The organism is Deltaproteobacteria bacterium (assembly GCA_020845775.1).
Lineage (GTDB): Bacteria > Bdellovibrionota_C > UBA2361 > SZUA-149 > JADLFC01 > JADLFC01.
In genome coordinates, this window is sequence record JADLFC010000058.1 from 1 (window position 1) to 26080 (window position 26080).

A 26080-nucleotide genomic window follows, 5' to 3' on the forward strand; every position below is an offset into this window, starting at 1 on the left:
GATGAGTCCGACAGAGAACTCGAGAAGCGAGGGTCGGTATTTCTCCGCTATGCGGATGATGATGTCAGAAGTTTTGTTATTGGTGATAAAGCAGCAATAATGCCGGTTTCTTTCTTTTTCGTTTTTCTTTCCGTCTTGCATGTAGGTCATTTGCATGGTAAATGACCTACATGCAAGACAGGATGCTAACTAATTGGATTTCCTCAGTAAATAAAAGCGTTTTGCTTTTGGGGCCACGCCAAGTCGGTAAATCTACGCTGGTTAAGCAGCTTGAGCCCGACGTTTATGTAAATTTAGCGGTGGAAAGCTTTTTTTTAGCTTATGCTAAGGATCCCGATTTGTTGCGGCGAGAGCTCGAGGCTAATCGATCTGCAGCGCTCATTGCCATTGATGAAATACAGCGGGTCCCTGCTTTACTTAATTCCGTTCAGGTTCTCATAGATGAGGGTATGGGCAGGCGTCGCTTTTTGCTGACCGGCTCAAGTGCACGAAAACTGCGCCAATCCTCGGTGAATCTTCTTCCGGGTAGAGTTATTTTAGCCTATCTCGATCCCTTGATGATTTCGGAATTAGGCGACCAGTTCGAGTTAGAGCGAGCGCTACGCGTAGGAACACTTCCGGGCATATTTCTCGACAGAGAGATGGGAGAAGAAACGCTTGGTTCCTATGCAGAGCTCTATCTTCGCGAAGAAGTGCGCGCAGAAAGTCTTATGCGAAACGTAGGTGACTATGCCCGCTTCCTAGATACCGCTGCGTTGCTTAGTGGCCAATGGATAAACTACTCCAAGGTGAGTTCAGATACTGAAATTCCCAAGGAGACCATTCGGCGGTTCTTCTCTATTTTAGAGGATACCCTACTCATTCATAGGCTTTGCGCTTTTAAACCTAGAGAAAAATCAACTCGACGAGTTTCGCAGAGAGATCGTTTCATTTTTTTTGACGTGGGCGTAAGAAATGCAATTTTAGGCATTCATGGGCAAAAACTTTCTGAAGAACAAAAAGGCTCCTTGTTTGAGCAGTTTATGATAACACAGCTCATTTCGCTAGGAAGGGCTATGCGGAAGAATTGGAGCTTTAGTGCTTATCGCACCAATGCTGGTGCAGAAGTGGATTTGGTTATCGAGCGGGAGGATGACATTATTGGCTTGGAAATAAAATATGGAACGCGCCTTTCTACTAGCCAAACTACGGGGCTCGAATCTTTTGCCGAATATGTCGGCAGCTATAAGCCGGTTAAAAAGTGGATTTGCTACCGGGGAGATAAGCCCCAGCGATTTAATAACGGCTGCGAAGCCTATAATTACCGAGATTTATTTTTGCAGCTCATGAGATAACGCCGCTTGGTCCGTTTCCCTTAATAGCCTATTCAAACTTAATGCCCTGAGCGAGTGGTAGTTCTGAGCCCCAATTAATGGTGTTTGTTTGACGTCGCATATATGCCTTCCACGCATCGGAGCCGGCTTCTCTTCCGCCGCCGGTGTCTTTTTCTCCACCAAAGGCGCCGCCTATTTCTGCACCAGAGGTGCCAATATTAATATTAGCTATGCCACAATCCGAGCCAGCATGGGAGAGAAATAATTCGCTCTTGCTTAAGTCGTTAGTAAAAAGCGCGGAGCTCAAGCCCTGCGGAACGTCGTTTTGCACGCGTATCGCCTCGTCTATGTCAGATACTTTTAAGATGTACAAAATGGGCACGAAAACCTCTTCCTTGACTATGGGCATGTTGGCATTGGCCATGACAATAGTTGGCTCCACATAGAGGTTTGAAGGAAAGCCGCTCAAAACCTTGCCGCCGTAAAGAATCTTCCCTCCTTGGCTTTTGATATTCTCGATTGCAGTCACAAAGAGTTCGCGCGCTGCAGGGTTTACGAGGGGGCCCATTAAGGTGTTGGGGTCTAAGGGATCCCCAATTCTTAGTTGTTGATAAGTTGCAATTAAGCGCCTAGTGAACTCGGGCTCAATCTTTTCTTCCACCAATACTCGCCTTGTCGTAGTGCAGCGTTGACCTGTAGTGCCAACTGCGCCAAATAATACGGCAGGGATTGCAATCTTTAGGTCAGCGTCTCGAAGTACAATGACTGCGTTATTGCCACCCAATTCTAGTAAACTTTTTCCTAGTCTTTCCGCTACCGTTTGGGCAACGCTTCTTCCCATCTTACATGAACCGGTGGCGCTAATGAGTCCGAAGCGACTATCGGCGGCGATCTTTTGGCCAAGTGCGGGGCCACTGCCGGTAAGCATTGTAAACAAGGCAGGAAAACCGTGCTTGCTGGTAATACTTTCGCAAATTTTAGTTATAGCTACAGCGGTTAAGGGAGTAATTTCAGAAGGCTTCCAAATTACGCTGTTTCCACATACGCAAGCAATCATTGCGTTCCATGCCCAAACTGCGGCGGGAAAATTAAACGCCGTAATGACGCCTATGTTGCCCAGTGGATGCCATTGTTCAAACATGCGGTGCTGCCGTCGCTCAGAGTGCATCGTTAACCCATAGAGTTGCCTAGATAAGCCAACGGCAAAATCCGCAATGTCAATTACCTCTTGCACCTCGCCCTCCGCCTCTCTTAAGGTTTTTCCCATCTCGTAAGTAATGAGTTTTGCCAGAGGCATTTTTAGTCGGCGGAATTCGTTTCCGATTTCTCGCACGATATCTCCGCGTTTTGGTGCGGGGAAAAGTCGGAAGCGATAGAAATTTTCTGTAGCTTGACTTAAAACCTCTTCATATTCGGCCATACTACTAACGCTAACACCTGCTATAGGTTGTTCGTTTATAGGCGAAATGCTTTCTATAACCTGCGAACCCGAATCGACTAACCAACTGCCGCTAAAACTTCCCGAATTGCTATCCCTGAGGTCTAATTCTTTTAAGACTTGTTTCATATGGGTTTTAAAGAAAAGATTAACTATAAAAATTGCTCTTACATTTCGCTCGTCTAAGAGTATTATTATCCAATTTGCTGAAATACGGCATCTTATTTTAAAGGGTATGTTTGTCCGCCCAGAAAAAATTTCCTTTTATGAATACAGATATAGTTCTCGAAAAATTGGCAAGGATTAGAGCTAGTGCGGTGCCATCTAGGACAAGTGGCTTGGAACAGGAAATTGTTTTGAAGTTTGTGGAGCGAGATCCGCTTTTGAAGCAAGCTATTGAAGACGCGGCTAGTATTTATACTGATTTAAAGAGCGAATTTTCTCGGGAACTTGAACTTAGCGAGGACGACTTAATTCTAAGGCTTCAGAAGGGTTTTTTGAATTTCTATGGACAGGGTTCAATTTGTCCCTTTGTGCCATTGGCGGCTAATGGCCCATGGCTTGTTACAATCCATGGAGCTATTATTTACGATACCGGTGGCTATGGCATGTTGGGCTTTGGCCATTCGCCCTCGCTTGCGCCAGAGGTTTTTTCTAAACCATTAGTCATGGCCAATATCATGACGCCTAACGTTAGCCAGTATCGCTTTGCCAATGCTTTGCAGGAACACATTGGCTTTAGGGCGTTAAATGGCTCATGTCCTTATTCCAAAATACTCTGTATGAATAGCGGTTCCGAGGCAGTCACTGTAGCACTTCGCCTTACTGATGTTCACGCAAAAGCCATGACTGATGTTTCCTGCAAACACGCTGCTAAGAAAATAAAATTACTTTCTTTAAAAGGAAGCTTTCACGGCCGCACCGATAGGGCGGCTAGTATATCCAATTCCTGTGTGGAAAATTATAGACGACATTTGGGAAGTTTTCGAGATCGAGAAAGCGAGCTAGTCGTAGAACCAAATAACGTTTCCGAGCTTGAAAATGTTTTTGAAGTGACTAGTCGCGAAAATATTTTTGTAGAAGCTATGTTTATGGAGCCAGTTATGGGCGAAGGCAGGCCTGGATTGGCGATAACAAGGGAGTTTTACGATGCTGCTAGGCGCCTTACCCTTAAGCACGATTCGCTACTGGTTGTCGACTCAGTCCAGGCTGGGTTTCGGGCGCAGGGGTGTTTAAGCATCGTAGATTACCCGAGTTTTGACGGTATCGTGCCGCCAGACATGGAAGTATTTTCTAAAGCACTAAACGCTGGTCAATTCCCCCTCTCCGTTGTAGCTCTTACTCCCAAGGCGGCAGGATTGTATCGCGAAGGAATTTATGGAAATACCATGACTGCAAATCCGCGGGCACTGGAGATTGGTAGGGCCGTATTGTCGCAAGTTACCGATGCGCTTGCGCTCAATATCAGAGAGAGAGGCGAAGAGTTTTTAAGTGGCTTGAAGCGACTACAAAGTGAAATGCGGGAAATTATTACCGAAGTGCGCGGTACGGGATTATTGCTAGCTGCTGAACTCGATAAAAAAAATTACCCCGTAAAAGACGCAAGCGGAGTTTGCAGAGCCTTGCGCGCTGCTGGAATTAATGTAATTCCTGGAGGTGAAAACGCTTTGCGCTTTACGCCTTATTTTAATATCAATTCCGATGAAATTAACATGATTCTTGGCGTTATGCGCAATGTTTTGCTAGGTTTTGCTAAATGTGCTAATTGCCAGAAGTAAAATTTAAAGTGGTTCCAATCCGAACTCGTGTTTTGTCTTAAGGGCCTAAAGATGCGCCTACAAGTAAATTGATGATGAAGAAAATTGATGATGTGTTGTTGAATGCTTAATTCCTTTGACTCTGAATATCCACTAATCATTGAGCGCAGCGAGCATTGCATTTCCCGAAAAATGATCGATGAAGATGCGCTTAAAGTCATGCGCCGTTTGTTAAATAATGGTTATAAGGCGTATCTGGTAGGTGGTGGCGTAAGGGATTTGCTTTTAAACAAGCGGCCTAAGGATTTTGACATTGCCACGGACGCTACGCCACAAAAAGTGCGAGCTCTGTTTAGAAATAGTCGCATAATCGGCCGGCGCTTTCCCATTAATCACGTTTATTTTAAGGGGAACAAGATTATAGAGGTGGCTACGTTTAGGGCTGTTGGCGATGTAGAGACTCAAGAAATCGAGAAGCCTCTTCCCATAAAAAAAGATGATACATATGGCAATCCTGAGTCAGATGCTTTGCGCCGAGATTTGACTATTAATGGCTTGTTTTACGATCTCGATACCTTTTCAATAATCGATTACGTTGGCGGGATTGAGGATCTTCGAAATGGAGTTATTAGGATCATTGGGGATCCCGATAAGCGAATTGTAGAAGATCCAGTGCGCATGATTAGGGCTTGTCGCCATGCGGCAAGGACAGGGTTTGGGATAGATCGAGCGACTTATAAGGCAATCTGCGACAATGCGCAGTTTATCAAGCTTAGCTCACCATCGAGGGTGAGTGAGGAGTTTGTTAGGGAGCTTCGCGGCGGAAGTGCGCGTGCGTCGTTTGAATTGATGAAAGAGACTCGCCTGCTCAAATACGTTTCTGCACCTTTGTGGCAAGCAATTGAGCGCGATAGTGAAACGTGGCCAAGATTGGAACTCGTGTTGGCCCGCATAGACGACGAGTTTGCTAAGGGAACCGATATTTCGGCAGCGGTGTTGTTTTTAGCTTTAGTCATGGGCCGTATTGCGTTTGATATGTTTGAAAGTCTTGGCGTTGAAGCGGATGGTGATGCATTAGCTCCATACTGGCAGGTATGTCCGGAGACATTAGAGGAGCTGGATTTAACGCATTGCCATGAAGCGGATAATGATATTGAGCTTCCTAGAAGGCAGGGCCGGCGACGCGATAAGCGGAGCGCTAGCAGTTTGTTAACGATGATTAACAAACTGTTTTTGCCATTTGGAGTTTCGCGCAAGGACCGCGAAGATATGGAAAAAATTCTTCGCCTGCGACACTTCCTTCTTTTACACGCCAATGATAAGCGCAAGTTAAGTCAGTTTCGCAATAATCCCACTGCACAAGATGCCATAATGCTAATGCAACTTACGTTGGAAGATACTAGAAAAGTCCTTAAGTTGCGCCGACTTTTGGCAGAGCCGTTATTTACTACCAAAGGCAATAATTCTCACTCCCCACAGCGAAGGAATCACAGAGCTAGAAGGGGAAGAGGAAGAACTTGCGCAGATGTGAAAAAACACATAAAATCACCTATTTTATAGCAAATTAAGAGAGATATTTTTCGAGGAATGCTCAATGTCATCTAGGCCTACGAAATACATATTTGTAAGTGGTGGAGTGGTTTCGTCGCTGGGAAAAGGACTCACTTCGGCCTCCCTTGGCGCGTTATTAGAGGGCCGTGGACTTAGGGTAACTATCATTAAGCTCGACCCGTATTTAAACGTAGATCCAGGCACTATGAGCCCGTTTCAACACGGCGAGGTTTTTGTCACCGATGATGGTGCGGAAACAGATCTCGATCTAGGACACTACGAGCGATTTCTTTCTACTAAAATGACCCGGCTAAACAATTTTACTGCTGGGCAGGTTTACGATGAGGTCATTCGCAAGGAGAGGCGTGGAGATTATTTGGGTGGAACTGTTCAGGTTATTCCGCATGTAACAGACGAGATAAAGCGTCGGATTTTGTTGGCGGGCGAAGGTTTTGATATCTGTATTGGTGAAATCGGTGGAACTGTTGGCGATATAGAGAGTTTGCCATTTTTAGAAGCCGTTCGTCAATTTCGCGCAGATGTGGGAAAGGAGCACGTGCTCTATGTTCATCTGACATTGGTTCCCTTTATTAAGGCAGCCGAGGAGCTAAAAACAAAACCTACGCAGCACAGCGTTAAGTCTCTTACGAGTTTAGGAATTCAACCGGATATTATAGTGTTGAGGACAGAGTGCAATATAGATAGCAAGCTTAAGGAGAAGATTTCCTTGTTTTGCAATGTAGACGCTAACTGCGTAATTACGGCACAGGATGTGAGCAACATTTATGATTTACCACTTATTTTGCATAAGGAAGGATTTGACTCCCGCGTATGTGAGAAACTAAACATTTGGACCGGTTCTCCACAACTAGAACCATGGAGACGCGTGGCATCTATTATTAAGAAGCCCAAGAATTCCAGCGTTGTCGTTGCGATGGTCGGAAAATACGTAGAGCTAAAAGAGTCTTATAAGAGCCTAATAGAAGCTTTAACTCATGGCGGCATCGCTAACGATTGTGGCGTGGCGATAGAGTATGTGGATGCCGAAGATATTGAACAAAATGGCATTTCGGAGAAACTGCGGAATGCCGATGCGGTATTGGTGCCGGGTGGTTTTGGCAAGCGCGGTAGCGAGGGGAAAATAGCAGCGGTTAATTATGCTCGCACACAGGGAGTGCCATATTTGGGTATTTGTCTTGGTTTGCAGATGGCCGTTGTCGAGTTTGCCAGAAACAAAGCTGGCAGGAAGGAGGCAGCTAGTTCAGAGTTTGTAGAAGATCCGGTTGATCCAGTGATTGATTTGATGCAGGGACAGCGCGGTTTAGCGCAAAAAGGTGCTACAATGCGCCTTGGGGCGTACCCCTGTGTTTTTAAAAAGGACACACTTGCCTCGCGCATATATGGAGATAGGGACGAAGTTTTTGAGCGCCATCGCCATCGCTGGGAAGTAAATAACGCCTATCGGGAATTGTTAGAGAGTAATGGATTAGTGATATCTGGCGTTTCTCCAGACAACTCATTGGTGGAAATAGTAGAGGTGCCAGACCATCCTTGGTTTGTTGGTGTTCAGTTTCATCCGGAGTTTTTGTCTCGACCTTTGGCTCCTCATGCGCTGTTCGTTAGCTTCATACAAGCTGCGCTGAGACATAGAGACAGCAAGAAGCAAACTCTAAAGGGCGAGATTGAAGTCCTCTCGTCGCCTACTCAGAGTGCAGGGCAAGTCGAAGCCCGAGAAACGTCCGCGTTTGGGCGCTTAGGCGGGTTCGTAAGCTCATAGTCTGGGGAAAAGATAGTTCGGCATTCACACACACATTATATAGTTCGTTGAGGAAATGCAGTGGTAGTTATTGGTGGACAAGATAGTGGTGTTTCACAAGTAGAAGTAGGAATGGGCAAACCGCTTGCTATTTTCTGCGGTCCCTGTGTTATTGAGTCGCGAGATCATCTCCTTAGACACGCAGAACTAATAACTGCTGAGGCGCGCAAGGCCAAGATGCCACTTGTGTTTAAATCCTCTTTTGACAAGGCCAATAGGACATCGGCGGGGAGTTTTCGCGGAGTTGGTATGCAGGAGGGTTTAGCAATTCTAAGTGAAGTTCGACGTGAGTTTGGAGTGCCGGTAGTTACGGACGTTCACGATGAGCAGCAAGTGGAGGAGGTTGCTAAAGTCTGTGACGTTTTGCAGATCCCAGCTTTTTTGTGTCGCCAAACTGATTTGGTAATGGCAGCAGCGCGAACCGGAAAACCGCTTTTAATTAAGAAGGGGCAGTTTTTGGCGCCCGAAGATATGCAATATGTTGCCGAGAAGGCAGTCGTTGCGGGTGGTGCCGATAGGGTCATGCTTTGTGAGAGAGGAACTTGTTTTGGCTACAGGGATCTAGTTGTGGATTTTAGAGGTTTACACGTCATGCGATCTTTAGGCTATCCAGTTGTATTTGATGCTACTCATTCCGTTCAGAGTATGGGCGGTGCTGGCGGTAGCTCGTCGGGCAAGCGCGAATATGTGCCCTTGTTAACAAGGGCTGCAGTGGCAGTTGGTGTGGATGCTTTGTTTTTAGAGTGCCATGAAAATCCCGATTGTGCGATGTCAGATGGGCCAAACATGATACCCATAAGCAAACTTTCTAGTTTGCTAGATGTGGTTACAAAGCTAGACGAAGTTAGGCGCTTTTGTTCTAACGAGTAGATAGGAAATACGTGTACTTAGCAAAGCAAGTCAATCAGCGACATGTTCAGTGGCTTTTTTTAGCTATGATGGCGTTTTACTTGTCGTACTTAGCGTTGTCTATTATCCTCGAGTCGAGGGAGCGCAAGTCTTTGTTTAGTGGCGGACTGTTTAGCAATGGTGCGAGCGGTTCGCAAGTGGAGCAGTTAGCCGCAAGAGATCCGGTAGCGCTTCACCTTAAGGAGTTTCATCGCGTTGAGGTGCGCGATGGGCAACCGATATGGGAAGTAAAAGCCAAGGATGCTAAATATTATTCAGTAGAGGGATTTTTGCACGTAAGTGATGCCAAGGTAATTGTGTATAGACCGGGAGGGCAGACTTTTGAGTTTCATTGCAAAGCGGGCAAACTCTATGTGGAGTCAAATGTGTTAAGGCGCGCGGAAATGGAGGGTGAGGTAGCGTTAAAGCTAGACACATCGTTATCTATTAGGACTGCCATGGCAACTTATGATGTAGATACTAGCATTGTGACAGCGCCAGGGTTAGTCAATATAGATGGCGCAACTTTTATGATTAGTGGAATTGGCTTAAATGCGAACATGCTGACGCGCGTAGTAGCACTTAGTAAGGATGTAAGTTCGTCTTTCCAGCACCTAGAATCAGCTTCTAGCGGTCAGTTGAAAAAAAGTCTAGGCGTGTTGGATAAAAAGTAAATGTAATGGCAATCGAAATTAGAAAGGAATGTGGGATGGCTGCTAGTATGTGGAAGAGAGGTCTTTTGCAAGTATTATTTCCTTTCGTGATTGTCGTAGCAATGCTGGGCGCTATGTCGACGGCGGCAAACGCTGAGTCGAAGCAGGGTGGGCTCAAGGAAAAACTTCTAGGCGGTAACGAAGATACGTATAGCCCACCGCTCTTGGTAAAGTCGGATACGCTGGAACTGGATTCTGAGAAAGGGGTGTTTCGATATAATGGAAATGTCGAGGTTCGTCGAGGCGAATTGCTAATTACGGCTGACGCAATGATTGGACACCTAGATGAGAAGAGTGAGATCGATAGCATCGAATGCGACAAAAATGTAGTTATAACTCAGGGCGATTCGCTGAGAGCTACAGCTGATCATGCTTTATATAACGTAAAGACTTCAATAATAGAGTTGACGGAGGGGCCAGAATTTGTCCACCATGGCAATGCGCTTACCGCGGATAAAGTTATAGTCTATCTCGATGAGGACCGCAGCGAAGCAGAGGGAGATGTTAGGGTAAAAATCATTAAGCCCGAAGATGCAGCTACGCCAGGGGATGGAAACATTAGTTCCCTTATTAAGAAAGGGACAGCTGGAGAAGAGTGATTTTTTATGCCATTTACAAAAAGTAAGTTAAAAATTTTACTTTTTGGAAACGGTATAGGAGGCCTAGTGTTGTTTTACCGTTTGGTTGGGAGTGGACATGTCTAAAAGGCTTATTTGCCAAGGGCTAGTAAAGAGTTTTAGGGCTAGGCGCGTGGTGGATGGCGTCGATTTAGAGATAGAGCCTGGGGAAATCGTTGGGTTGCTTGGCCCAAATGGCGCAGGAAAGACCACTACGTTTTACATGCTTGTTGGGCTCATTCGTCCCGATGCGGGAAGGGTTATGGTTGGCGAGAGCGACGTTACTTTTGAACCCATGTATCGCCGCGCTCGTTTGGGCCTGGGATACTTGCCTCAAGAGCCGTCTGTATTTCGGAAGCTGACAGTGGAGGAGAACATTTTAGGTGTTTTAGAGGTGTTGCCGGAATACAAGGGCGACAAGAAGCAACGCATGTTGCGCCTGCAGTCTCTGATTGGCGAACTTGACCTAGCAAAAGTGGCAGAGACAAGGGCCTATGCCTTATCGGGTGGAGAGCGCCGCAGAGTAGAAATTGCAAGAGCCTTAGCTTGTTCCCCTTTATATATGCTTCTCGATGAGCCATTTGCGGGGATAGACCCAATTGTCGTCGCCGATTTACAAGAAATTGTTAGGACGCTGCAAAAGAAAGGCATAGGCGTAATCATTACTGATCACAACGTCCGAGAGACGCTAGGGATTTGCGACCGCGCATATATTTTAAGCGAGGGACGCATCATTGAATCTGGCGACCCCGAAGCAATTGCTAACTCTGAATTAGCTAGGAGGTACTACCTCGGGGAACATTTTAGCATGTAACTATTGTCACGGTGGCCCTATTTCTTAACGACTTGCCCTTATTATTCACACTTTGTTTCGAGCCACATTGTGCCTCTCAGGCATCATAAGAAGTAGAAAGTGGCATTTTTTTTGCAAATAAAATAAGTAGTAGTATTAGATGTTTAGCAACTATGTTAGCAAAAAAATGCAATTTGCATATGAAAACAGTAGATATTAACAGACTTATCACCTTATAATGTATTAGAAAAGTGTTGCAGTATTAACGGTTTAGCAGTGTTGGTTCTATGGCGTTAGAAATCAAACTTAGTCAGAAGCTTACTCATTCGCTGGTAATGACTCAACAGTTGCAGCAGGCTATTAAGCTATTGCAATTGGGGCGTCTTGAGTATCTGGAGGTCATTGAGAAAGAACTCCTGGAAAATCCGGCCCTCGAAGATGCGCGCGAAAATAACGAAAAAGAGGAGACTCTAGCGGGCAACGAAGGCGAGCAGATGAATGGAGCTTTAGGTGACTTAGATGATGCTCCCTATAAGAGTTATGAAGGTGAGAGACAGCTTTCTGAGCGAGATGCTGTTTTAGAGGTAGATAGAACGAGTGCGGAGCCAATAAGCGACAGTGGAGAATGGCTGGATTATGCTGACAGTACATGGGGCGATTTTTCAAACAGCGCGTCTTCGAGACATGCGGATGAGAGCCCAGGGTATTCAGTTGAAGCTACTGCTTCCAAACCAGAAGGGCTAACTAGTCATGTTCTTTGGCAGCTTAGGACTACGGAGCTGGTCGCAGCGGATTGGGGTGTAGCCTTACAAATCGTAGGGAATTTGGATCGCGATGGGTATTTGCAATGTTCGAGTGAGGAGCTAGCTATAATTTGTGGCCGTAGCGTGGAGGATGTGGAACGCGTGCTTCGCGAAGTTCAGTTGCTAGATCCACCTGGAGTGGCAGCTAGAGATCTTAGGGAGTGTTTGTTGATTCAACTTTCCCAGCAGGGTGCCGAAGGGTCGCTTGCTTGGAAGATTGTTTTAGAACATTTGGACAAAGTCGAAACTCGGCAATTTGATAAAATTGCTAGGCAAGAGGGCATTAAAATTGAGGATGTAGTGGCTGCCCTAAACGTAATACAGAAGCTAGAGCCTCGTCCCGGTAGGCCGTTTGTAGATGAAGCGCCAATTTACATTACGCCCGATATATACGTTAAGAAAGTTGATAACGAATATGTAATTTCCTTGAATGACACTGGCATGCCTAAGCTGCGGGTAAGCCCAAGATACTGGGATCTCCTAAATAATCCTGAGTCGTGTAACTCTACTAACAGGGAATATCTAAACGATCGCTTGAAATCTGCCATGTGGTTCATTAAGAGCATACATCAGAGGCAGCAGACTATTTATCGCATAACAGAAAGCATCATGAAATTCCAGCGGCGCTTTCTCGACGACGGGGTTGGCTTCTTGAGGCCGCTAGTTTTAAGGGAAGTGGCCGAAGATGTGGGAATGCATGAATCTACAGTAAGTCGCGTTACTACTAATAAATACGTGCATACGCCTCAGGGTGTTTTTGAACTGAAGTTCTTTTTTACCTCTGGCCTAAAAAGCGAACAGGGAGAGGATGTTTCATCGGAATCGGTAAAAGAACGAATTAGGTCATTGATTCTCGCAGAGGATCCTAAAAGGCCACTAAGCGATCAAGCCTTAGTTGATACGCTGAAATCCGAGGGAGTTAATATAGCTCGAAGGACTGTTGCGAAGTACCGTGAAATGATGAATATTTTGTCTTCGTCTCGCCGCAAAAAAGTCTTTTGATGACGCGCTTTGTCTAGCGATCTTAATTTGGCAAGCCATATTTATATGTGATACAAGTCCATATGTAGCAAGCGCTTGGATTAAAGAGCATGTTTTTCTACACGCCGTAAATAGCTAATAACCAAGATAGGAGAGGAGTAAAGCAAAATGCCAAAGCAGGACGTTTCCATAAATGTATCTGTTACTTTTCGCAATTGCGATTCTACTGAGCCACTTAAGGCGTATGCTATTGACAAGGTCCAAAGCTGTTTAAAAAAATACGTCAATGGTCCAACGGACGCTCGGGTAATATTGTCAGTGCAAAAGCGCGACCACAGTGCAGAGGTGATAGTTCATTCTAAGGGATACGATGTCTCGGGCACGGAGACGACTGCAGATTTATACTCATCTATAGATAAAGTCGTGGACAACATAGTGAGTCAACTTAGAAAACAAAAGGAAAAGCTAGTTAGCCATAAATAGTTAGTAATTTGCTTTAGAGCGGCGCATTGCAATGTTTGCGCCGTCAACTCTGCTGGATGGAAACGGTGCGATTATTTATTCTTAGCGGAATTTCCGGAGCTGGAAATTCCACCGCTCTAAACGCATTCGAAGATTTGGGTTATTTTTGCGTAGATAACCTGCCTGCACCTTTAGTGGCTAACTTCGTTGACTTCGTAGAGGCAAAAGCCTCGGCAAGCGCAATTGAGTCATCGCCACTTAGCATTGCAAGTACCCAGCCAGTTAAGCCTGCTAGATTGCGAACTCATTTTGCACTGCTCGTCGACATAAGAGACGAAGAATCGGCGTTTGCTGTATCTGAAGCTGTTAGTCGGCTTAGGAGTTCGCAGTTAGTTGAGGTTACCCATTTGTTTGTCGATTGCGATGACGATGTTATTATACGGCGTTATCAGGAAACCAGGCGCCCTCATCCATTATTGGCAAGAGGCGTTTTAATGGGAACGGTGAGAGAGGCCTTGACCAAAGAACGCGAGGTTTTAAGTCAAATTCGCAGTGTGGCAGACCGCATTATAGATACGACTAGTCTAACGCCACATGATCTTAGAAGATTCATAGAGAATTGCGTAAGGGATCAAGTTGGGGCTAAAAAAAGCAGTATCGAAGTGACATTGCAGTCATTTGGCTTCAAATACGGTGCGCCGCGGGATGCAGATATAGTAATCGATGTGAGATTTCTCCCCAATCCACATTTTGTGCCGGAATTAAGGGAGTTTAATGGCAAAGACAAGCGCGTGGCGGACTATGTTTTTTCGAACGGCGATGCTAATGAGTTTCTTCGGCATTATGGCGAGCTGCTAAAGTTTTTGCTTCCGCGCTACGAGCGCGAGGGCAAGCGATATGTAACTGTAGCTATAGGTTGCACAGGAGGTCACCATCGTTCAGTATCTATAGGCGAAAGGCTAGCCGAGTATCTACTCAATCTCGGTTTTGTCGTAAATATTAGGCATCGCGACATATCGCGAAATGTTTGAGCAATAGGGATCGTTAGTTATGATTGAACGTCGAATAATTGAGGAGCAGTTAAATTACACTTTAGACTCAATTGACGCACCGCATCTCGGAGACAAGATTTCTGGGAAAGTGAGAGATAGTTATGTAGTTGGGGATAAACGCATATTAGTTACCACTGATAGGTTAAGTGCTTTTGATCGCGTTCTTACCTCTATCCCCTTTAAGGGGCAGCTACTAAATGAAATGGCAGTGTACTGGTTTAGGGAGACACAGGATATTGTGTCTAATCATTTGCTAGATTGGCCGCATCCCAATGTGCTAGTAGGCCAGGAGGTGGAGATCGTGCCTATTGAGGTAGTCGTTCGTGCCTATCTTACTGGAAGCGCGTGGAGAGATTATCAAGTGGGAAGAGACATCTCGGGGATTAAGCTACCGCCAAATATGAAGCGATCGCAGGCATTCGAAAAGCCACTTATTACGCCATCTACTAAGGCCGCTCGTGGCGAGCATGACGTTCCCATTTCTTCTGATGAAGTGGTGTCGTCCGGCCTCGTCGAGGCTCGCCTATGGGATGAAATATGCGAAAAGGCGCTAGCGATATTTAAGCGAGGAACGAGCGTTGCGGCACAGCGCGGCCTTATCCTAGTAGACACCAAGTACGAATTTGGAACGCTTGTAAGGAACGGAAAGAGAACTCTGGTTCTTGCCGATGAAATTCATACGCAGGACTCCTCGCGGTATTGGGTATTAGATAGTTATGCAGACTGTCTCGAGAAAGGAATCGATCCTCATATGCTCGATAAAGAGTTTGTGCGGAGAATGTTGATGCAAAAGGGCTATATGGGCGAAGGGATTCCGCCAGTGATAGAAGATTCCTTTCGCGTTGATGCGGCTATCCGCTATATTGAGGCATACGAAAAAATTAGCGGCAAGGAATTTGCTGCCGAACCTGGTAGCCAAAAAGAAGCTATACAACAGGTTCTAAAAACCTTCTCGCGTGTCTGTCTTAAATCTTTGGTTTAGATTGCGCGTGGCTTACGCGCCATCAGTAAAAGAAAGCAACGCTAAGTGTTGAGCACGTTTTATTGCGCGAGATACCTGGCGCTGATGGGCTGCTGTCAAGCCAGTCATTCTTCGCGGCAATATCTTTCCTCGCTCGCTCATGAATCGCTTTAGTATTCTTGGATCTTTATAGTCGATTGCTAGTTTGGCGTCTTCGACAAAGGGATCGATTTTTTTATGTTTGCGCGTCCCTAAATCTAGTGGTTGGGCACGAAAATAACCAAGTGGTGTATATGGGCCAGTGGGATAACGGTTCTGCGAATAACCACTGTCTCGTCCTTCGCCTTGTTCCTGTCTGTAGTCACCACCTCTTCCATGTTGACCTTGCCCATATGTCTTTCTAGGTCCGCGATCCTCGCTAACCTTAATTTGACGACCTTCCCAAGTAGCTCCGTTAAGTTCTTCAATCGCTTTGCGCGCCTCCTCTGGAGTAGCCATCTCTACGAATCCAAAACCCCTAGAGCGACCTCCTTCGCCTTCGGTCATAACTTTTGCCGAAATGACTGTGCCCGCCTTGCTGAAAAAATCCTTTAGTTTATCGCTAGTTACCGAAAAAGAAAAGTTACCTACGAAGATCTTAGACATAGCTATAAATTTACTCGTTAATATGAATTCCACTCTCTGTAGTTGCTGCAATAAGGCACGATTGTGACCGAATTTTTTGCTGCAAAAAAACCGAGCGTGGAACTTACCTCGATTTCAAATAAAATGCAAACCACCCCTTCGCTAATACCGAGCCGCAAAATCAAATTTATAAATAAAACCGGAAATTCTTTTCCAGATTTACTAAAATCTCGCGTTTCTCGTAATAGCCTATCTAAGTAGACTAAGGCGCTCTTGAATCATCGTTGGGTTAGTATCGTACCCACGCAGAGTTACCTGTAATGTAGATGGCTCCAAGTCGAGATGCTGTGCCACCCACGCAAAGCTAAATGCTCGAGTTGGTGTCAATTTTCCAAACAACCATTGCCTGGCGCTTCTTACGACATGGCGATCGCATTGAGCCGAGCCAAAAGCGTCGCAGATCGCCCTTGCTAACACTGCCGCTAATAAATTTCGTTCGGGTTTAATGCTAAACGAAACAGAACTCTCGTCTTCCTCTTCATTTCCTGTTCTAACTCTGGAAATGGACATATGTAACTAGCCTCTGTTATTTGCACGCAGTTTTTTTACAACAACGAGTTTCCTTACAACGCATACGGAATGCTCTTACATCATGTTACTTTAAGTAACTTTGCATTTAAGCGCCTTAAACTTCTACTCGCTAAGTTGCTTTGATGTCAAGAAAAAAAAGAAAGATGTAGCAACAATGTTACAAAAATATTACAATTAAAGTTTTTTGCCGCGTAGGTGAGCTATGCCGAATGAGAAGCTATGGATTATTGTTTTAGCTGTGCTGTTTTTGCTTTCAGCCAGATTGTTGCAAGTGGCTATTAATCAGTCGCTTTGGCGGGAGTTTGCCGTTAGCGAGTTTGTTTTGATTTTTAGCGCCGCTTGTGTTTTTTGTTTGCTGCGAAAATCAAAATAGAGGGTAGGGCGACGAGCTAGAAACTAAGGAGCTAGAAGCGAGGAGACCGCTTTTCAATGATAGCATTAATGCCTTCTTTAAACTCGTTGCCAGCGTAGTCTGCTGCTTGGCATTGTGCTTCTCGTTTTAAGGAGTCGGATAGGGGAATAAGTGGGTTTGTGCGTAGACTTGATTTAAGTTGCCGAACTGCTTGTGGACTAGCTTGAGCAATGGACGTAGCCATTTCGTTGACGAATGTATCGAACTGTTCCTGTCCTACCGAGTGATTTATTAAGCCAATTTTCGCTGCGTCATTTGCGCCTATGATTTTTCCCGTATATAGCAATTCGGCAGCGTAGCCCGAACCAATAAGTCTCGGCAGTAAGTGGGTTGCTCCCATTCCGGGATGTAGGCCGATGCGAACAAAATTAAAGCCCACTTTTGCGCTTTCTACAGCAATCCTAATGTCGCAGCCCAAAGTTAGACATAATCCAGCGCCTATAGCATGTCCGTTAATCGCGGCTATGACAGGTATTTCAATGTCTATTATCGAAAGAAACTGCTTGTAAAATACCTCCATCAACTGCCTGTTTCTTTCTTCGGACATTTTAGGTTTTTCGAGCAACATGTCCAAATGCCCGCCCGCTGAAAAAACATCGCCAGCGCCCTTGATGATGAGGACTCTAACATCCCCCTCGGATCTTAGCTCGGTAATGCGCGCTGAGAAGTCAGTCGCCATTTTCTCGCTCATGGCGTTTCTGCAAGAGGTATCGTTAAGCGTCAATATTGCAATATTTTTGTCTAAATTATCCCGCCTAACAAATGTCGTGTTCATAAATGTCTAAATAAAGTCTTTCTATTATTTTTCTATATGCTATATTGCTCGCAGCTCGCTTACGGATTATAAGTTTAACGATGTATGAATGTAGCAAGTGCAATTAACGGTCATTTAAAAATATGCTTACATCACAGAGAGACAATTTGCGCAATCTAACCGGCATAAACGAGGAATTTACGGGGTATTCCTTAGCTCCAGTACAGAGACGCACTTTAGAGTACGTCCGGAGTTTTATTGCCGATAATGGCTATGCGCCTACGCTAAAGGACATAGCTGAACATATTGGAGTGCGTTCTCCTTCGACGGCACATTTTCATTTATGTAGGTTAGAGAGCAAGGGATTTATTAGGCGTGGGGAAGAGGGAGCTATTACGATAGTAGAAAAAGAGGAACTCGGACATGGTGGCAATCGGTATAGCAGTAATAGATGTGCCGTGCCGCTTGTGGGCCTAATTGCTGCCGGTTTGCCTATAGAGGCCATTGAGGACAACAGCGTTCTTATTGACATACCGCCGCAATTTATGGATGAGCGAGCCGACATATATTGCTTGCAAGTTACTGGGGACTCAATGATAGAGGCTCATATCATGGATGGAGATATTATTATTGTGAGAAAGCAAAGTGTTGCCGAAAACGGACAGATCGTAGTAGCCCTGCTGGAAGATGGTAGTGCCACGCTAAAGACTTTTAGGAGATTAAAGGGCGGAAAAATTGCTCTACTTCCGCAGAACCCAAATCACAAGCCAATAATGGTTGATACTGTTGATATTCAGGGGCGCATGATTGGTTTGATGCGAGAGCTTTGAGAAGTTGAATAGATTTTATAAATTTGAGAGTGACGTAAAATAAAGCGGAGATAGTATGATTAATAAAAATGAACAACTGACGGCCTCGGGTAAGAGTGCAGGTGAGCGGGAAAAAGCGATTTTGGGTGCTATCTCTTCTATAGAGAAGAACTACGGAAAGGGCGCAATTATGCGCTTAGATGCCGATCGCAAAGATGAAGCTATAGAAGCTATTTCGACTGGGAGTATTGGGCTTGACATTGCGCTAGGAATTGGTGGCGTACCAAGGGGTCGCATAGTTGAAATTTACGGTCCGGAGTCGTCTGGCAAGACAACATTGACTCTTCACCTAGCAGCAGAGTGTCAGAAAAAGGGGGGCACAGTTGTATTTGTCGATGCAGAACATGCATTGGATCTCGGGTATGCTGAAGCACTTGGCGTAGATGTTAGCAAGCTTCTGATTAGTCAGCCCGACTCGGGGGAGCAGGCACTAGAAATTGTAGAAACCTTAGTGCGTTCTGAGGCTGTTGATTTGGTCATCGTTGACTCTGTTGCTGCCTTGGTGCCGCAGGCAGAGTTAGATGGCGATATGGGCAGTTCGTTACCTGGATTGCAAGCTCGCCTCATGAGTCAAGCGTTAAGAAAATTAACCTCTGCAGTTTCTAAGACTAAGACTACAGTCGTTTTTATTAACCAGATTAGGATGAAAATAGGAGTGATGTTTGGGTCTCCGGAAACTACATCTGGTGGCAATGCCTTGAAATTTTATTCCTCGGCTCGTATGGATATTAGGCGCGTCGGAGCCATTAAGGACAAGGAAGAGGTTATTGGGAGCCGAACCAGAGTAAAAATAGTAAAGAACAAAGTTTCTCCGCCATTTAGAGAGGCTGAGTTTGACATTATATACAAAAAAGGCATATGTCAGGTGGGCGAATTGGTTGACCTTGGTGCTCGTGATGGAATTATCGATAAGAGCGGTGCTTGGTATAGCTTTGAAGGTGAAAGGATTGGCCAGGGGCGAGATAATGCCAAGAAATTTTTGGAGGAAAACGAGCAGATACGCGAAAAAATCAAATCACTGGTTTTAGCAACTAATGGTATTGGGGATGTGGCAGAAAGGAAACCAGCTCCTCGCCAGAAGGTTGCTAAGGTTAGCGATGTTTCTGCCGATTCGTTTGAAGAGCTTGAGGATTCCTCTGTGATTAACGAGTAGTTACATTTTAGTTTGGGAGTTTGTGATCGATATGTCGAGAGCATGTAATATTTCTGGTAAGAAGGCGCAGGTTGGCAATAAGGTTAGCCATGCCAACAACAAGCGCAAGAGAGTCTATGAAGTTAATTTGCAGAATAAGCGGCTTTTTGATTCTGAAACTAATCAATGGTTGCGGCTTAGGTTGTCCAGTAGGATGTTGCGCACAGTTGATAAGCTCGGATTAAGCGCTACTTTGCGAAAGTTTGGCTTAAAGTCCCACTAACGCAGTCAATCTAACGCAGTCAATGCGGCGTTTGGCGGTTTAGCAGCCGCCCAACGCGTCGTCCATTCGGCCGTGATTGGTATTTCCTTTTTTATTATTCGCTTTTTTGTTGATCTTTATATCGTTGGGCGAGCTCTTGGCGAATTTGAGCGTGTTTTTTTGCCGTTAATGGGTGTTTTCGTGCTACGAAAACACCCATTAGAAAAATAAAAGCTGGTATGGGGCCGATTATGGCTTTTATTCCGGCGATAGTATGGCTGCTTTGAGCAACGTTTGGCACATAGCCTATCATTCCTAAATATAGTCCGGACAGAAAAATCGCGAGTGCCGTGGCGAGTTTGTAGGAGAAAGTTGTGCCGCCGTAGAAAAGGCCCTCGCGTCGATGTCCTGTCCTGAGTTCGTCGTATTCGACAACGTCTGGCATTATTGCCCAGGGGATCATTTGTGCGGCAGCATAAAAAAATCCCATAACAACAGCCATTAAGTAAGCAGTGCTTAGCTCTCTTGCTTCAATTAGTGGTAGTAAGCAAAGCATGGCCGCGAATAACAGCACTGCGATGCTGTAAGTTTCGGATTTGCCAAATCTTTTCGTTATCATTACCCAAACAGGCATCGACAATATAGCTGTGACAAACAGCAGCATAATAATGTTAGTTCGATATTTCTCCAAATCGAGAACGTATTCCACATAAAAAGGAAGATTAACAGCTATTAGCGTTGCTGCACAATTAGTGAGAATGAAAATTGCAACTGAGCTTCGAAAAGGTTTATTACCTTGGAGTTGATCTAAAATAGACGAGGCGTAAGTAAGTGGAGTCTGATTTAATTGTGGCATGCTGGCTCGGCCAGTATCTCGCTCTTGTGTGCCAAAAAATGTTGCCAGTATAGATGGCACCATTATCGCCGATAGGATAAGGGCGGTTAGGAAATAACCAGAACGCGGTGTGCCCGCCCAGCTCCCGAAGAGCGCGTAAATTCCGGTAGCTTGGAGCAGTGCCTCGCCATTTGGCGAGAGAATCCAAGGAACTAGTGAGCTGGGAATGGCTGCGCCAGCCAAATACGCAGCCTGCGCAGACGTCATGCGAAATCCTGTAAGAGATGTCCGTTCATGGTAGTCGTCTGTGATGGCAGCTGTGAGAGACGTGTAGGGCACGAAAACAACAGTCAGGCAGGTATTAAAAATAATAAGCGCAACTGTTATGTACGCAAATACCAGTACTTCGTTATGAAAATCTGGAACCACCCATAGAGCAAAAAAAGAAATGGCATACGGGATGCAGCCGAATAACAGGTACGGCCTCCGCTTGCCCCAGCGCGAATTAGTGTGATCGGCTATCCATCCCATCAGTGGATCGGTTACTGCATCCCATGCTCGACCTATCATAATGGCGATGCCAGCATAAAGCGATGCTAAACCAGCGACATCGGTGAGGTAATAAAGAAACCAGAGGCCAACGGACGAGGATGCAAGTCCATTACTAACATCGCCAAGTCCATAGCAAAGCTTCTCTCTAAAAGTAAGAGGCGGCCTTGAGCTAACTTGAGAAAGAGCTTCTGTCATTATTATTGTTGCTTAATTTAACTCAATAAAAACGTTTACAAATAGGCGGAAAAAATCACTTCGTCAAGTCCGTTGTAGACTTTTATTGCCAGTTGGTGTTTAATAATAAAGTTGTTCGGCACCACTAGCGTGGTGAGTCAAAGTTCAATGAGGTAGTTCTTAACTAAAATACTATGAGCGGTTCAAATTTTTATAAGATCAAGTCACTGTTATCAGTGATGTTAGTTGTCCTAGTTGTTGGCATTGTCCCGAGTGGGGTTTTAGCTGTTAGTCTCGATAGTGCTACGACTGTGCGTTCGGATTTTTCGTTTGGGGATAACAGTTTCGATGGCCCAAACTTCACGCCTTTTGGATCGGATAACTTGTTTCAGCACTTCGATCCATTTACAGATGGTAGTCTTTTGGAGGTCGATTCGTTTACTGGGGGAGAACTGGGTCAGAATCTCGAGTTGTTCAATCTAGCCGAGCTAGCTAGTTTCGATGGATATGCGCCAGCTATGTCAAATAGTTTTGGATTTGTCGATTCATCCGACAATTTTCTTTCGCTTCTAAACGCGGGCGATAATCCAGGAGCTTCAGCCATCTATAGTCAGGCGTCTGGAGAAGAGTTGACTTTTGCCTTGCAAAATTCCGATGGAACCTTACTTAGTGTCGATTCGAGGAATGAAGGTAATGCAGTTCAGATGTTGGGAACGTGGATTACTGAAGGTGGAAATTTGAATGTTCCCATTTCTAATTTACATGGTTTTTCTGGAGCGATTACTTTTGATTTGATGGTTGGTGATTTAGTGTTGTTTATCGAGGATTTGAAGCCCGATGCCAATCACCCAGAGTTTGGAGTATTTGGTTCTGATTTTGACTATAATGATTTTATTGTTGTAGTGCGTGGCAGTCCGATACCGGAGCCGTCTACTGTTGTGCTTTTTGCGCTGGCTTTAGGGACGTTGCTTGTATGGCATAGAGGTGCCAATAGATCATCTGCTCTGTCGTAGCTTTATTGTTCCATTAGCTCATTGGGCTTAGTAGTGGTTTTGGCGGTATGTCGGTAGAGGGAGCGGTCTTCCCCACATTTGGATTTTGCTGGTCTTCCTTATTTGTTTTGTTTTCATACAGTGCATCTTCATTGAGCATTTGTGGTGTTGGATAATAGTACGGAACGAGGTCTGGCGAATAGTATGGCAGAGGGTATCTGCCATATCCTAGGTGTTTTACTGGAATGCGCTCAAGGGACGTAGCGACTGAGTTTTGCCTTAAGAGCTGGGCGACTTCCCAGGTTTTGCTCATTTCGATTGTGCCAGCCGAAACTATAATGGAGTTTGACGGATCTATGATTCGCGCGTTTACGTACACTCTTTGTGGTGATTCGACGTAAGTGCCAACTACTATGCCCGCAAGTTCTTGCCAACTCTTTAGACTTCCAGCTTCGCGCGAGAGTGCAAACTCTCCTTCTCCTGACATTATTTGTAGAGCATCGGCCTGTCTTAGCTCTATGACGTTGTAGCCTTTCATTACGAGTTCAGACATTAATTGTTCGCTTATTAGTCGGCCGAATGTGGAACTTCCGTATAGGTTATCGATGTTTACAAAGGTTGCAATGCCGATTGTGCCACTTGTCCGCGCACGGTAGTATGCATGAATCTGATCTGCTAAGTAACTCGTCTTAAATCTACCTACTGAGTGATTAAAGGCGTCGTAGATTGGTATTGCGGAAAAGGCGGGGAGGTCGTGAAATCTCTTGCTACAGCTCGGAAGTGAAGCAATTATAAGAGGTGCCAAAACCAGTGAAAATAGTCTGTCTACAAGTCTTTCGGTCTTCATTGTTCTCAAATAATCGGAATTTTTTTTCTTCAACTGTAATTAAGCTCCTAGTTATATCGCTCGCTATATTTAGCTTAGGTGCTTGCTTCTCGCTTAAGGCGTCTCTAAATGCTGATAGCTGCAAGATACGGGCCTATGTTGATAAGGATTTTGTATCTTATGTAAGATCGCGTTTTCATTCGGAACAGCCCGTTCGGCTGGCTATTATGCCATTTGATGTGCCGGAAAGTTTTGCTGCGCAACCGGGTAAGCCTAGGCATTTTGGCAAGGATTTGGCTGAGGCTTTTCAGGCGGAATTTCTGCGCCAAGAAAAAATTAGCATTGTGGAGTTTTTTAATATAGCAACATGGCCTGGAAAAAGGGAGGAGTTTCTTGAGGGAAATTACGCTTCTATGGAGTTAGCTAGGGGAGCTGGCTATGATTTTCTTTTGGTTGGGCAATTAGCGGAGCTTCGTTCAGATGATGAGTTGAAGCTTCTAACTAAAGTGATTGATTTATCTAACAACGTTACGCTTTGGTATGGGGATACTACGGTGCACTCTGGAAAGCGGGATTCAAATAGAGAGTTATCTAAAATTTTTCTGGAGCGCGATAGGCCAGATGTATTTTCCTTCGAGGAGCAGGTTTATAGTTTGGCTGAATGCACGCTGCGAAGACTGCTATACCGTTTTCAAAAGTAAGTTAAATATTTTACTTTTTGGAAACGGTATAGAGCCTGTAAATGAAGACGAGCTCATTATCGTCATTAATAAGTTCAGCGTCGGCAACCAGTCAAATACCTCAGTGCCTTAAGAACTAAAGACAATTTTTGTCATCTTACCTAACTTCGCTAAGAAAGCCCTGCACAAACTACCGCTACATATAGGCGCTATTAGACGCATCTACTACGTAATCTTAGCGCAATGTATATACGACACCTTTAGTTGTACCAACTTTTCTTAACAAACCTTTGTTAGCGAGTTTAGCTAAATAGCTTCTAGCCGTACGTGCGCTACAACCTAGATGCTCGCTTATCAGGCTTGAATTGATTGTCTCTTTTTGCGTGGCGTACAACAAAATCTTGTGTTCATGTTCTAAAATATCCGCTCCCCATCTCCATACTGAGGAAACCTGTAGAAAAAATCCCTTTTCACGAAACTGCGCAGTGGGCAAACCTCGTTCTCGCAGTTTCTCTTGGGCAAAAGCTACGCCTGTCCCCCATGTCTCAATAAATCCCATTTCATGAAACGCAGACGCTATTAGTGGATTTCGAAGAATAGAAACACCAGTTCCAACATCAGACAATGTTAGACCAAGCGGCAAGCCGCCCGGATTAGTGATTTCTATGACATCATCGAAAATTGCAAGTTTAATGCTTGAATTTATCGCATAGTTAGTATGAACTAAAGCGTTGAACATAAATTCCCTAAAAGCTTCAATAGGGTAGGACAAGAATTCTTTTCGGGCATCATGTGTTCGAAGTGCTTTAAGAGGAATGTGCTTTCGCAAAAAGCCAAGAGCATGGTCGTATAGCTCCCAGATAGGAGCCGAAAAAGTCTGCTTATCTAAGAAATCTCTTATACTTGCTCCCTGGAAACGTGCACATTCTAACCGAGCACTTGGAATATGACTAGAAGGATCGTTAGAAAACAGCAATACTCCAGCATTAGTTGGCAAAAGCTTACCAGATATGTCTCTAGCAAATCTCTTGCTAACCAGCCAAGCTGGTAGATCGCCGAATATTTTCTTACTAGTTGGCGAAATTCTGTTTCTAAGAAATTTAGTTACTATCTCTAAATTTATGTCTTCCATTGAAGCATTAGCGCAGGGAAGGGTCTCCCAAAGCACTCCCATGTTTTGGAATGCCAAGGATTGCTCTGTTGCTTCATCGGCTCTTCGGGTTGAACTACCAATCCGCACGTAGACCTTGCTACCATTAGCGGTACGATAAGGCTTTTGAAAACCCATATCAATGTGAACCACTAAGATAGCTTTTTCCTCCAAACGCTCAATTCGCATTATCGGTACAATCGAGGGAATAACTTTGTTTGCACAGATATTGGCAATTCTTTCCTCAATCTTAATGAGCTCGCTATCATTTATACCGCGTATCTTTTTCGTTTTATCCTCAACTCCTAGAACTAAATCGCCCCCACAAGTATTGGCTAATGCCACAAAAAGCTCGCAGAGAGCTTCATCTTTAGGTGGAGCCTGCTTGAACTCTAGTTCTGTTGATTCTTCGTCTTTTATTAGTTTTGTGATGCTCTTCATTTACGGGGCCGACACTATCGTGGTTCATTTGATTGATTGATGCCGAATAACATAGTTTAACACTATTTGGCATTATTCGGCAATATTTACGAAATATTACGCTATTCGGCACTATTCGGCAAACAAGAAACTCCAATGGCCTTGGCTCGTAGATAACAATCTGATATTATTACGATAAAGCATATCGCGAAATATTGGCTGACCCTTTAAGCAGCTTATGGCAAAGCAATATTTTTCAAGTGTTTGACGATTTGTACCAGGAGTTAATATTCGATCATTCGCGCCACGCCCACAATGGGGAAGGTGTCGGCTATGATGTGCTTAATGTTTTCGTAAGCAATCCGCTTTGCGGCAACGAGCTACACATCTGGATTGATTTTGCTGATGGTCGCGTCTCGGAGGTAAAGTTTAGCGGTGTGCCCTTTCGTCTAGACAATTTTCGGTCTTTTTTAAGTTTATAAAAACTAAAGTCCATGGGTGACTCCATCCGAATTTGCTGTTAGTTTCAATTAGTGTTGAGCGCTGAAAATTACGTAATAAAGTTGTCTATATAGTTGGATAAACATGGTCGAGTCTTATAAGTATTCTCATATCGACAGCACATTAAAGGTTGCTGAGCTAGAGCGCCTAAAGCGCCAAGC

Annotated in this window: 25 protein-coding genes and 1 pseudogene; 18 read left to right on the forward strand and 8 right to left on the reverse strand. The window is 44.8% G+C overall.

Translation table 11 applies throughout. The annotated features are described in order from the left end of the window. Nucleotides 1-170 precede the first annotated feature (170 nt). Complete coding sequence (locus IT291_04020) at nucleotides 171-1334, forward strand: ATP-binding protein (GenBank protein ID MCC6220391.1); 1164 nt, start codon at nucleotides 171-173, stop codon at nucleotides 1332-1334. A 28-nt stretch (nucleotides 1335-1362) separates the two neighbouring features. Here the strand turns inward: IT291_04020 and IT291_04025 are convergent, their stop codons facing one another. Further along, nucleotides 1363-2880 carry an aldehyde dehydrogenase family protein gene (locus tag IT291_04025; protein ID MCC6220392.1) on the reverse strand — a complete coding sequence of 506 codons (1518 nt, stop codon included), beginning with the start codon at nucleotides 2878-2880 and terminating at the stop codon, nucleotides 1363-1365. Nucleotides 2881-3017: 137 nt separating this feature from the next. Here IT291_04025 and IT291_04030 point away from each other — a divergent pair, with 137 nt between their 5' ends. From IT291_04030 to IT291_04080, 11 genes are all read left to right on the forward strand, one after another. After that, nucleotides 3018-4529, forward strand: coding sequence for an aminotransferase class III-fold pyridoxal phosphate-dependent enzyme (locus IT291_04030; protein ID MCC6220393.1), 1512 nt, complete (start codon nucleotides 3018-3020; stop codon nucleotides 4527-4529). Between the two features lie 102 nt (nucleotides 4530-4631). Then, a complete protein-coding gene (pcnB, locus tag IT291_04035; protein MCC6220394.1) occupies nucleotides 4632-6068 on the forward strand; it encodes a polynucleotide adenylyltransferase PcnB in 1437 nt (478 codons plus the stop codon). A 34-nt stretch (nucleotides 6069-6102) separates the two neighbouring features. Then, entirely contained in the window at nucleotides 6103-7836 is a 1734-nt protein-coding gene (locus tag IT291_04040; protein ID MCC6220395.1) for a CTP synthase, read from the forward strand. A gap of 111 nt (nucleotides 7837-7947) precedes the next feature. Beyond that, the gene (gene kdsA / locus IT291_04045; protein MCC6220396.1) at nucleotides 7948-8745 is read left to right on the forward strand and encodes a 3-deoxy-8-phosphooctulonate synthase; all 798 of its coding nucleotides are present in this window, start codon (nucleotides 7948-7950) and stop codon (nucleotides 8743-8745) included. Nucleotides 8746-8756: 11 nt separating this feature from the next. Further along, nucleotides 8757-9437, forward strand: a complete 681-nt coding sequence (gene lptC, locus IT291_04050) for an LPS export ABC transporter periplasmic protein LptC (protein ID MCC6220397.1) — start codon at nucleotides 8757-8759, stop codon at nucleotides 9435-9437. 5 nt (nucleotides 9438-9442) lie between these two features. Then, nucleotides 9443-10075: a hypothetical protein gene (locus IT291_04055; GenBank protein MCC6220398.1), complete on the forward strand. Its 633-nt coding sequence runs from the start codon at nucleotides 9443-9445 to the stop codon at nucleotides 10073-10075. A 97-nt stretch (nucleotides 10076-10172) separates the two neighbouring features. Continuing rightward, on the forward strand, nucleotides 10173-10907 hold the full coding sequence (gene lptB, locus IT291_04060) for an LPS export ABC transporter ATP-binding protein (GenBank protein ID MCC6220399.1): 735 nt from the start codon (nucleotides 10173-10175) through the stop codon (nucleotides 10905-10907). Nucleotides 10908-11173: 266 nt separating this feature from the next. After that, nucleotides 11174-12691 carry an RNA polymerase factor sigma-54 gene (gene rpoN / locus IT291_04065; GenBank protein ID MCC6220400.1) on the forward strand — a complete coding sequence of 506 codons (1518 nt, stop codon included), beginning with the start codon at nucleotides 11174-11176 and terminating at the stop codon, nucleotides 12689-12691. A gap of 147 nt (nucleotides 12692-12838) precedes the next feature. Then, nucleotides 12839-13153 carry a ribosome-associated translation inhibitor RaiA gene (gene raiA / locus IT291_04070; protein MCC6220401.1) on the forward strand — a complete coding sequence of 105 codons (315 nt, stop codon included), beginning with the start codon at nucleotides 12839-12841 and terminating at the stop codon, nucleotides 13151-13153. A gap of 65 nt (nucleotides 13154-13218) precedes the next feature. Further along, nucleotides 13219-14163: an RNase adapter RapZ gene (gene rapZ, locus IT291_04075; protein MCC6220402.1), complete on the forward strand. Its 945-nt coding sequence runs from the start codon at nucleotides 13219-13221 to the stop codon at nucleotides 14161-14163. A 19-nt stretch (nucleotides 14164-14182) separates the two neighbouring features. Beyond that, nucleotides 14183-15166, forward strand: coding sequence for a phosphoribosylaminoimidazolesuccinocarboxamide synthase (locus tag IT291_04080; protein ID MCC6220403.1), 984 nt, complete (start codon nucleotides 14183-14185; stop codon nucleotides 15164-15166). Nucleotides 15167-15178: 12 nt separating this feature from the next. On the opposite strand, the gene IT291_04085 is transcribed toward IT291_04080, so the two are convergent. The 4 genes and pseudogenes from IT291_04085 to IT291_04100 form a co-directional block, all read right to left on the reverse strand. Continuing rightward, on the reverse strand, nucleotides 15179-15376 hold the full coding sequence (locus tag IT291_04085) for a 30S ribosomal protein S18 (protein MCC6220404.1): 198 nt from the start codon (nucleotides 15374-15376) through the stop codon (nucleotides 15179-15181). Nucleotides 15377-15508: 132 nt separating this feature from the next. Continuing rightward, a pseudogene (locus IT291_04090) lies at nucleotides 15509-15790 on the reverse strand (RNA-binding protein). Nucleotides 15791-16018: 228 nt separating this feature from the next. Then, nucleotides 16019-16339, reverse strand: coding sequence for a hypothetical protein (locus tag IT291_04095; protein ID MCC6220405.1), 321 nt, complete (start codon nucleotides 16337-16339; stop codon nucleotides 16019-16021). 425 nt (nucleotides 16340-16764) lie between these two features. Next, a complete protein-coding gene (locus IT291_04100; protein MCC6220406.1) occupies nucleotides 16765-17547 on the reverse strand; it encodes an enoyl-CoA hydratase/isomerase family protein in 783 nt (260 codons plus the stop codon). Between the two features lie 122 nt (nucleotides 17548-17669). Here IT291_04100 and lexA point away from each other — a divergent pair, with 122 nt between their 5' ends. From lexA to rpmB, 3 genes are read left to right on the forward strand one after another with little or no spacing between them, the layout of a single operon-like run. Next, nucleotides 17670-18356 carry a transcriptional repressor LexA gene (gene lexA, locus IT291_04105; protein ID MCC6220407.1) on the forward strand — a complete coding sequence of 229 codons (687 nt, stop codon included), beginning with the start codon at nucleotides 17670-17672 and terminating at the stop codon, nucleotides 18354-18356. 55 nt (nucleotides 18357-18411) lie between these two features. Beyond that, entirely contained in the window at nucleotides 18412-19548 is a 1137-nt protein-coding gene (recA, locus tag IT291_04110) for a recombinase RecA (protein ID MCC6220408.1), read from the forward strand. 31 nt (nucleotides 19549-19579) lie between these two features. Continuing rightward, nucleotides 19580-19810, forward strand: coding sequence for a 50S ribosomal protein L28 (gene rpmB / locus IT291_04115; protein MCC6220409.1), 231 nt, complete (start codon nucleotides 19580-19582; stop codon nucleotides 19808-19810). 94 nt (nucleotides 19811-19904) lie between these two features. Here the strand turns inward: rpmB and IT291_04120 are convergent, their stop codons facing one another. Next, nucleotides 19905-21371 carry an MFS transporter gene (locus IT291_04120; protein MCC6220410.1) on the reverse strand — a complete coding sequence of 489 codons (1467 nt, stop codon included), beginning with the start codon at nucleotides 21369-21371 and terminating at the stop codon, nucleotides 19905-19907. Nucleotides 21372-21544: 173 nt separating this feature from the next. On the opposite strand from IT291_04120, the gene IT291_04125 reads away from it, so the two are divergent. Next, nucleotides 21545-22363, forward strand: a complete 819-nt coding sequence (locus IT291_04125; GenBank protein MCC6220411.1) for a PEP-CTERM sorting domain-containing protein — start codon at nucleotides 21545-21547, stop codon at nucleotides 22361-22363. Between the two features lie 13 nt (nucleotides 22364-22376). Here the strand turns inward: IT291_04125 and IT291_04130 are convergent, their stop codons facing one another. Next, nucleotides 22377-23189: a hypothetical protein gene (locus tag IT291_04130; protein MCC6220412.1), complete on the reverse strand. Its 813-nt coding sequence runs from the start codon at nucleotides 23187-23189 to the stop codon at nucleotides 22377-22379. On the opposite strand from IT291_04130, the gene IT291_04135 reads away from it, so the two are divergent. Continuing rightward, nucleotides 23153-23869: a hypothetical protein gene (locus tag IT291_04135; GenBank protein ID MCC6220413.1), complete on the forward strand. Its 717-nt coding sequence runs from the start codon at nucleotides 23153-23155 to the stop codon at nucleotides 23867-23869. The two genes, IT291_04130 and IT291_04135, sit on opposite strands and share 37 nt — an antisense overlap. A 214-nt stretch (nucleotides 23870-24083) precedes the next feature. On the opposite strand, the gene IT291_04140 is transcribed toward IT291_04135, so the two are convergent. Next, entirely contained in the window at nucleotides 24084-25439 is a 1356-nt protein-coding gene (locus tag IT291_04140; GenBank protein MCC6220414.1) for a putative DNA binding domain-containing protein, read from the reverse strand. A gap of 194 nt (nucleotides 25440-25633) precedes the next feature. Between IT291_04140 and IT291_04145 the strand changes: the two genes are divergently transcribed. Then, nucleotides 25634-25900 (forward strand): iron-sulfur cluster assembly scaffold protein, encoded by a 267-nt coding sequence (locus IT291_04145; GenBank protein MCC6220415.1) that lies wholly within the window; start codon nucleotides 25634-25636, stop codon nucleotides 25898-25900. The last annotated feature ends 180 nt before the right edge of the window (nucleotides 25901-26080 follow it).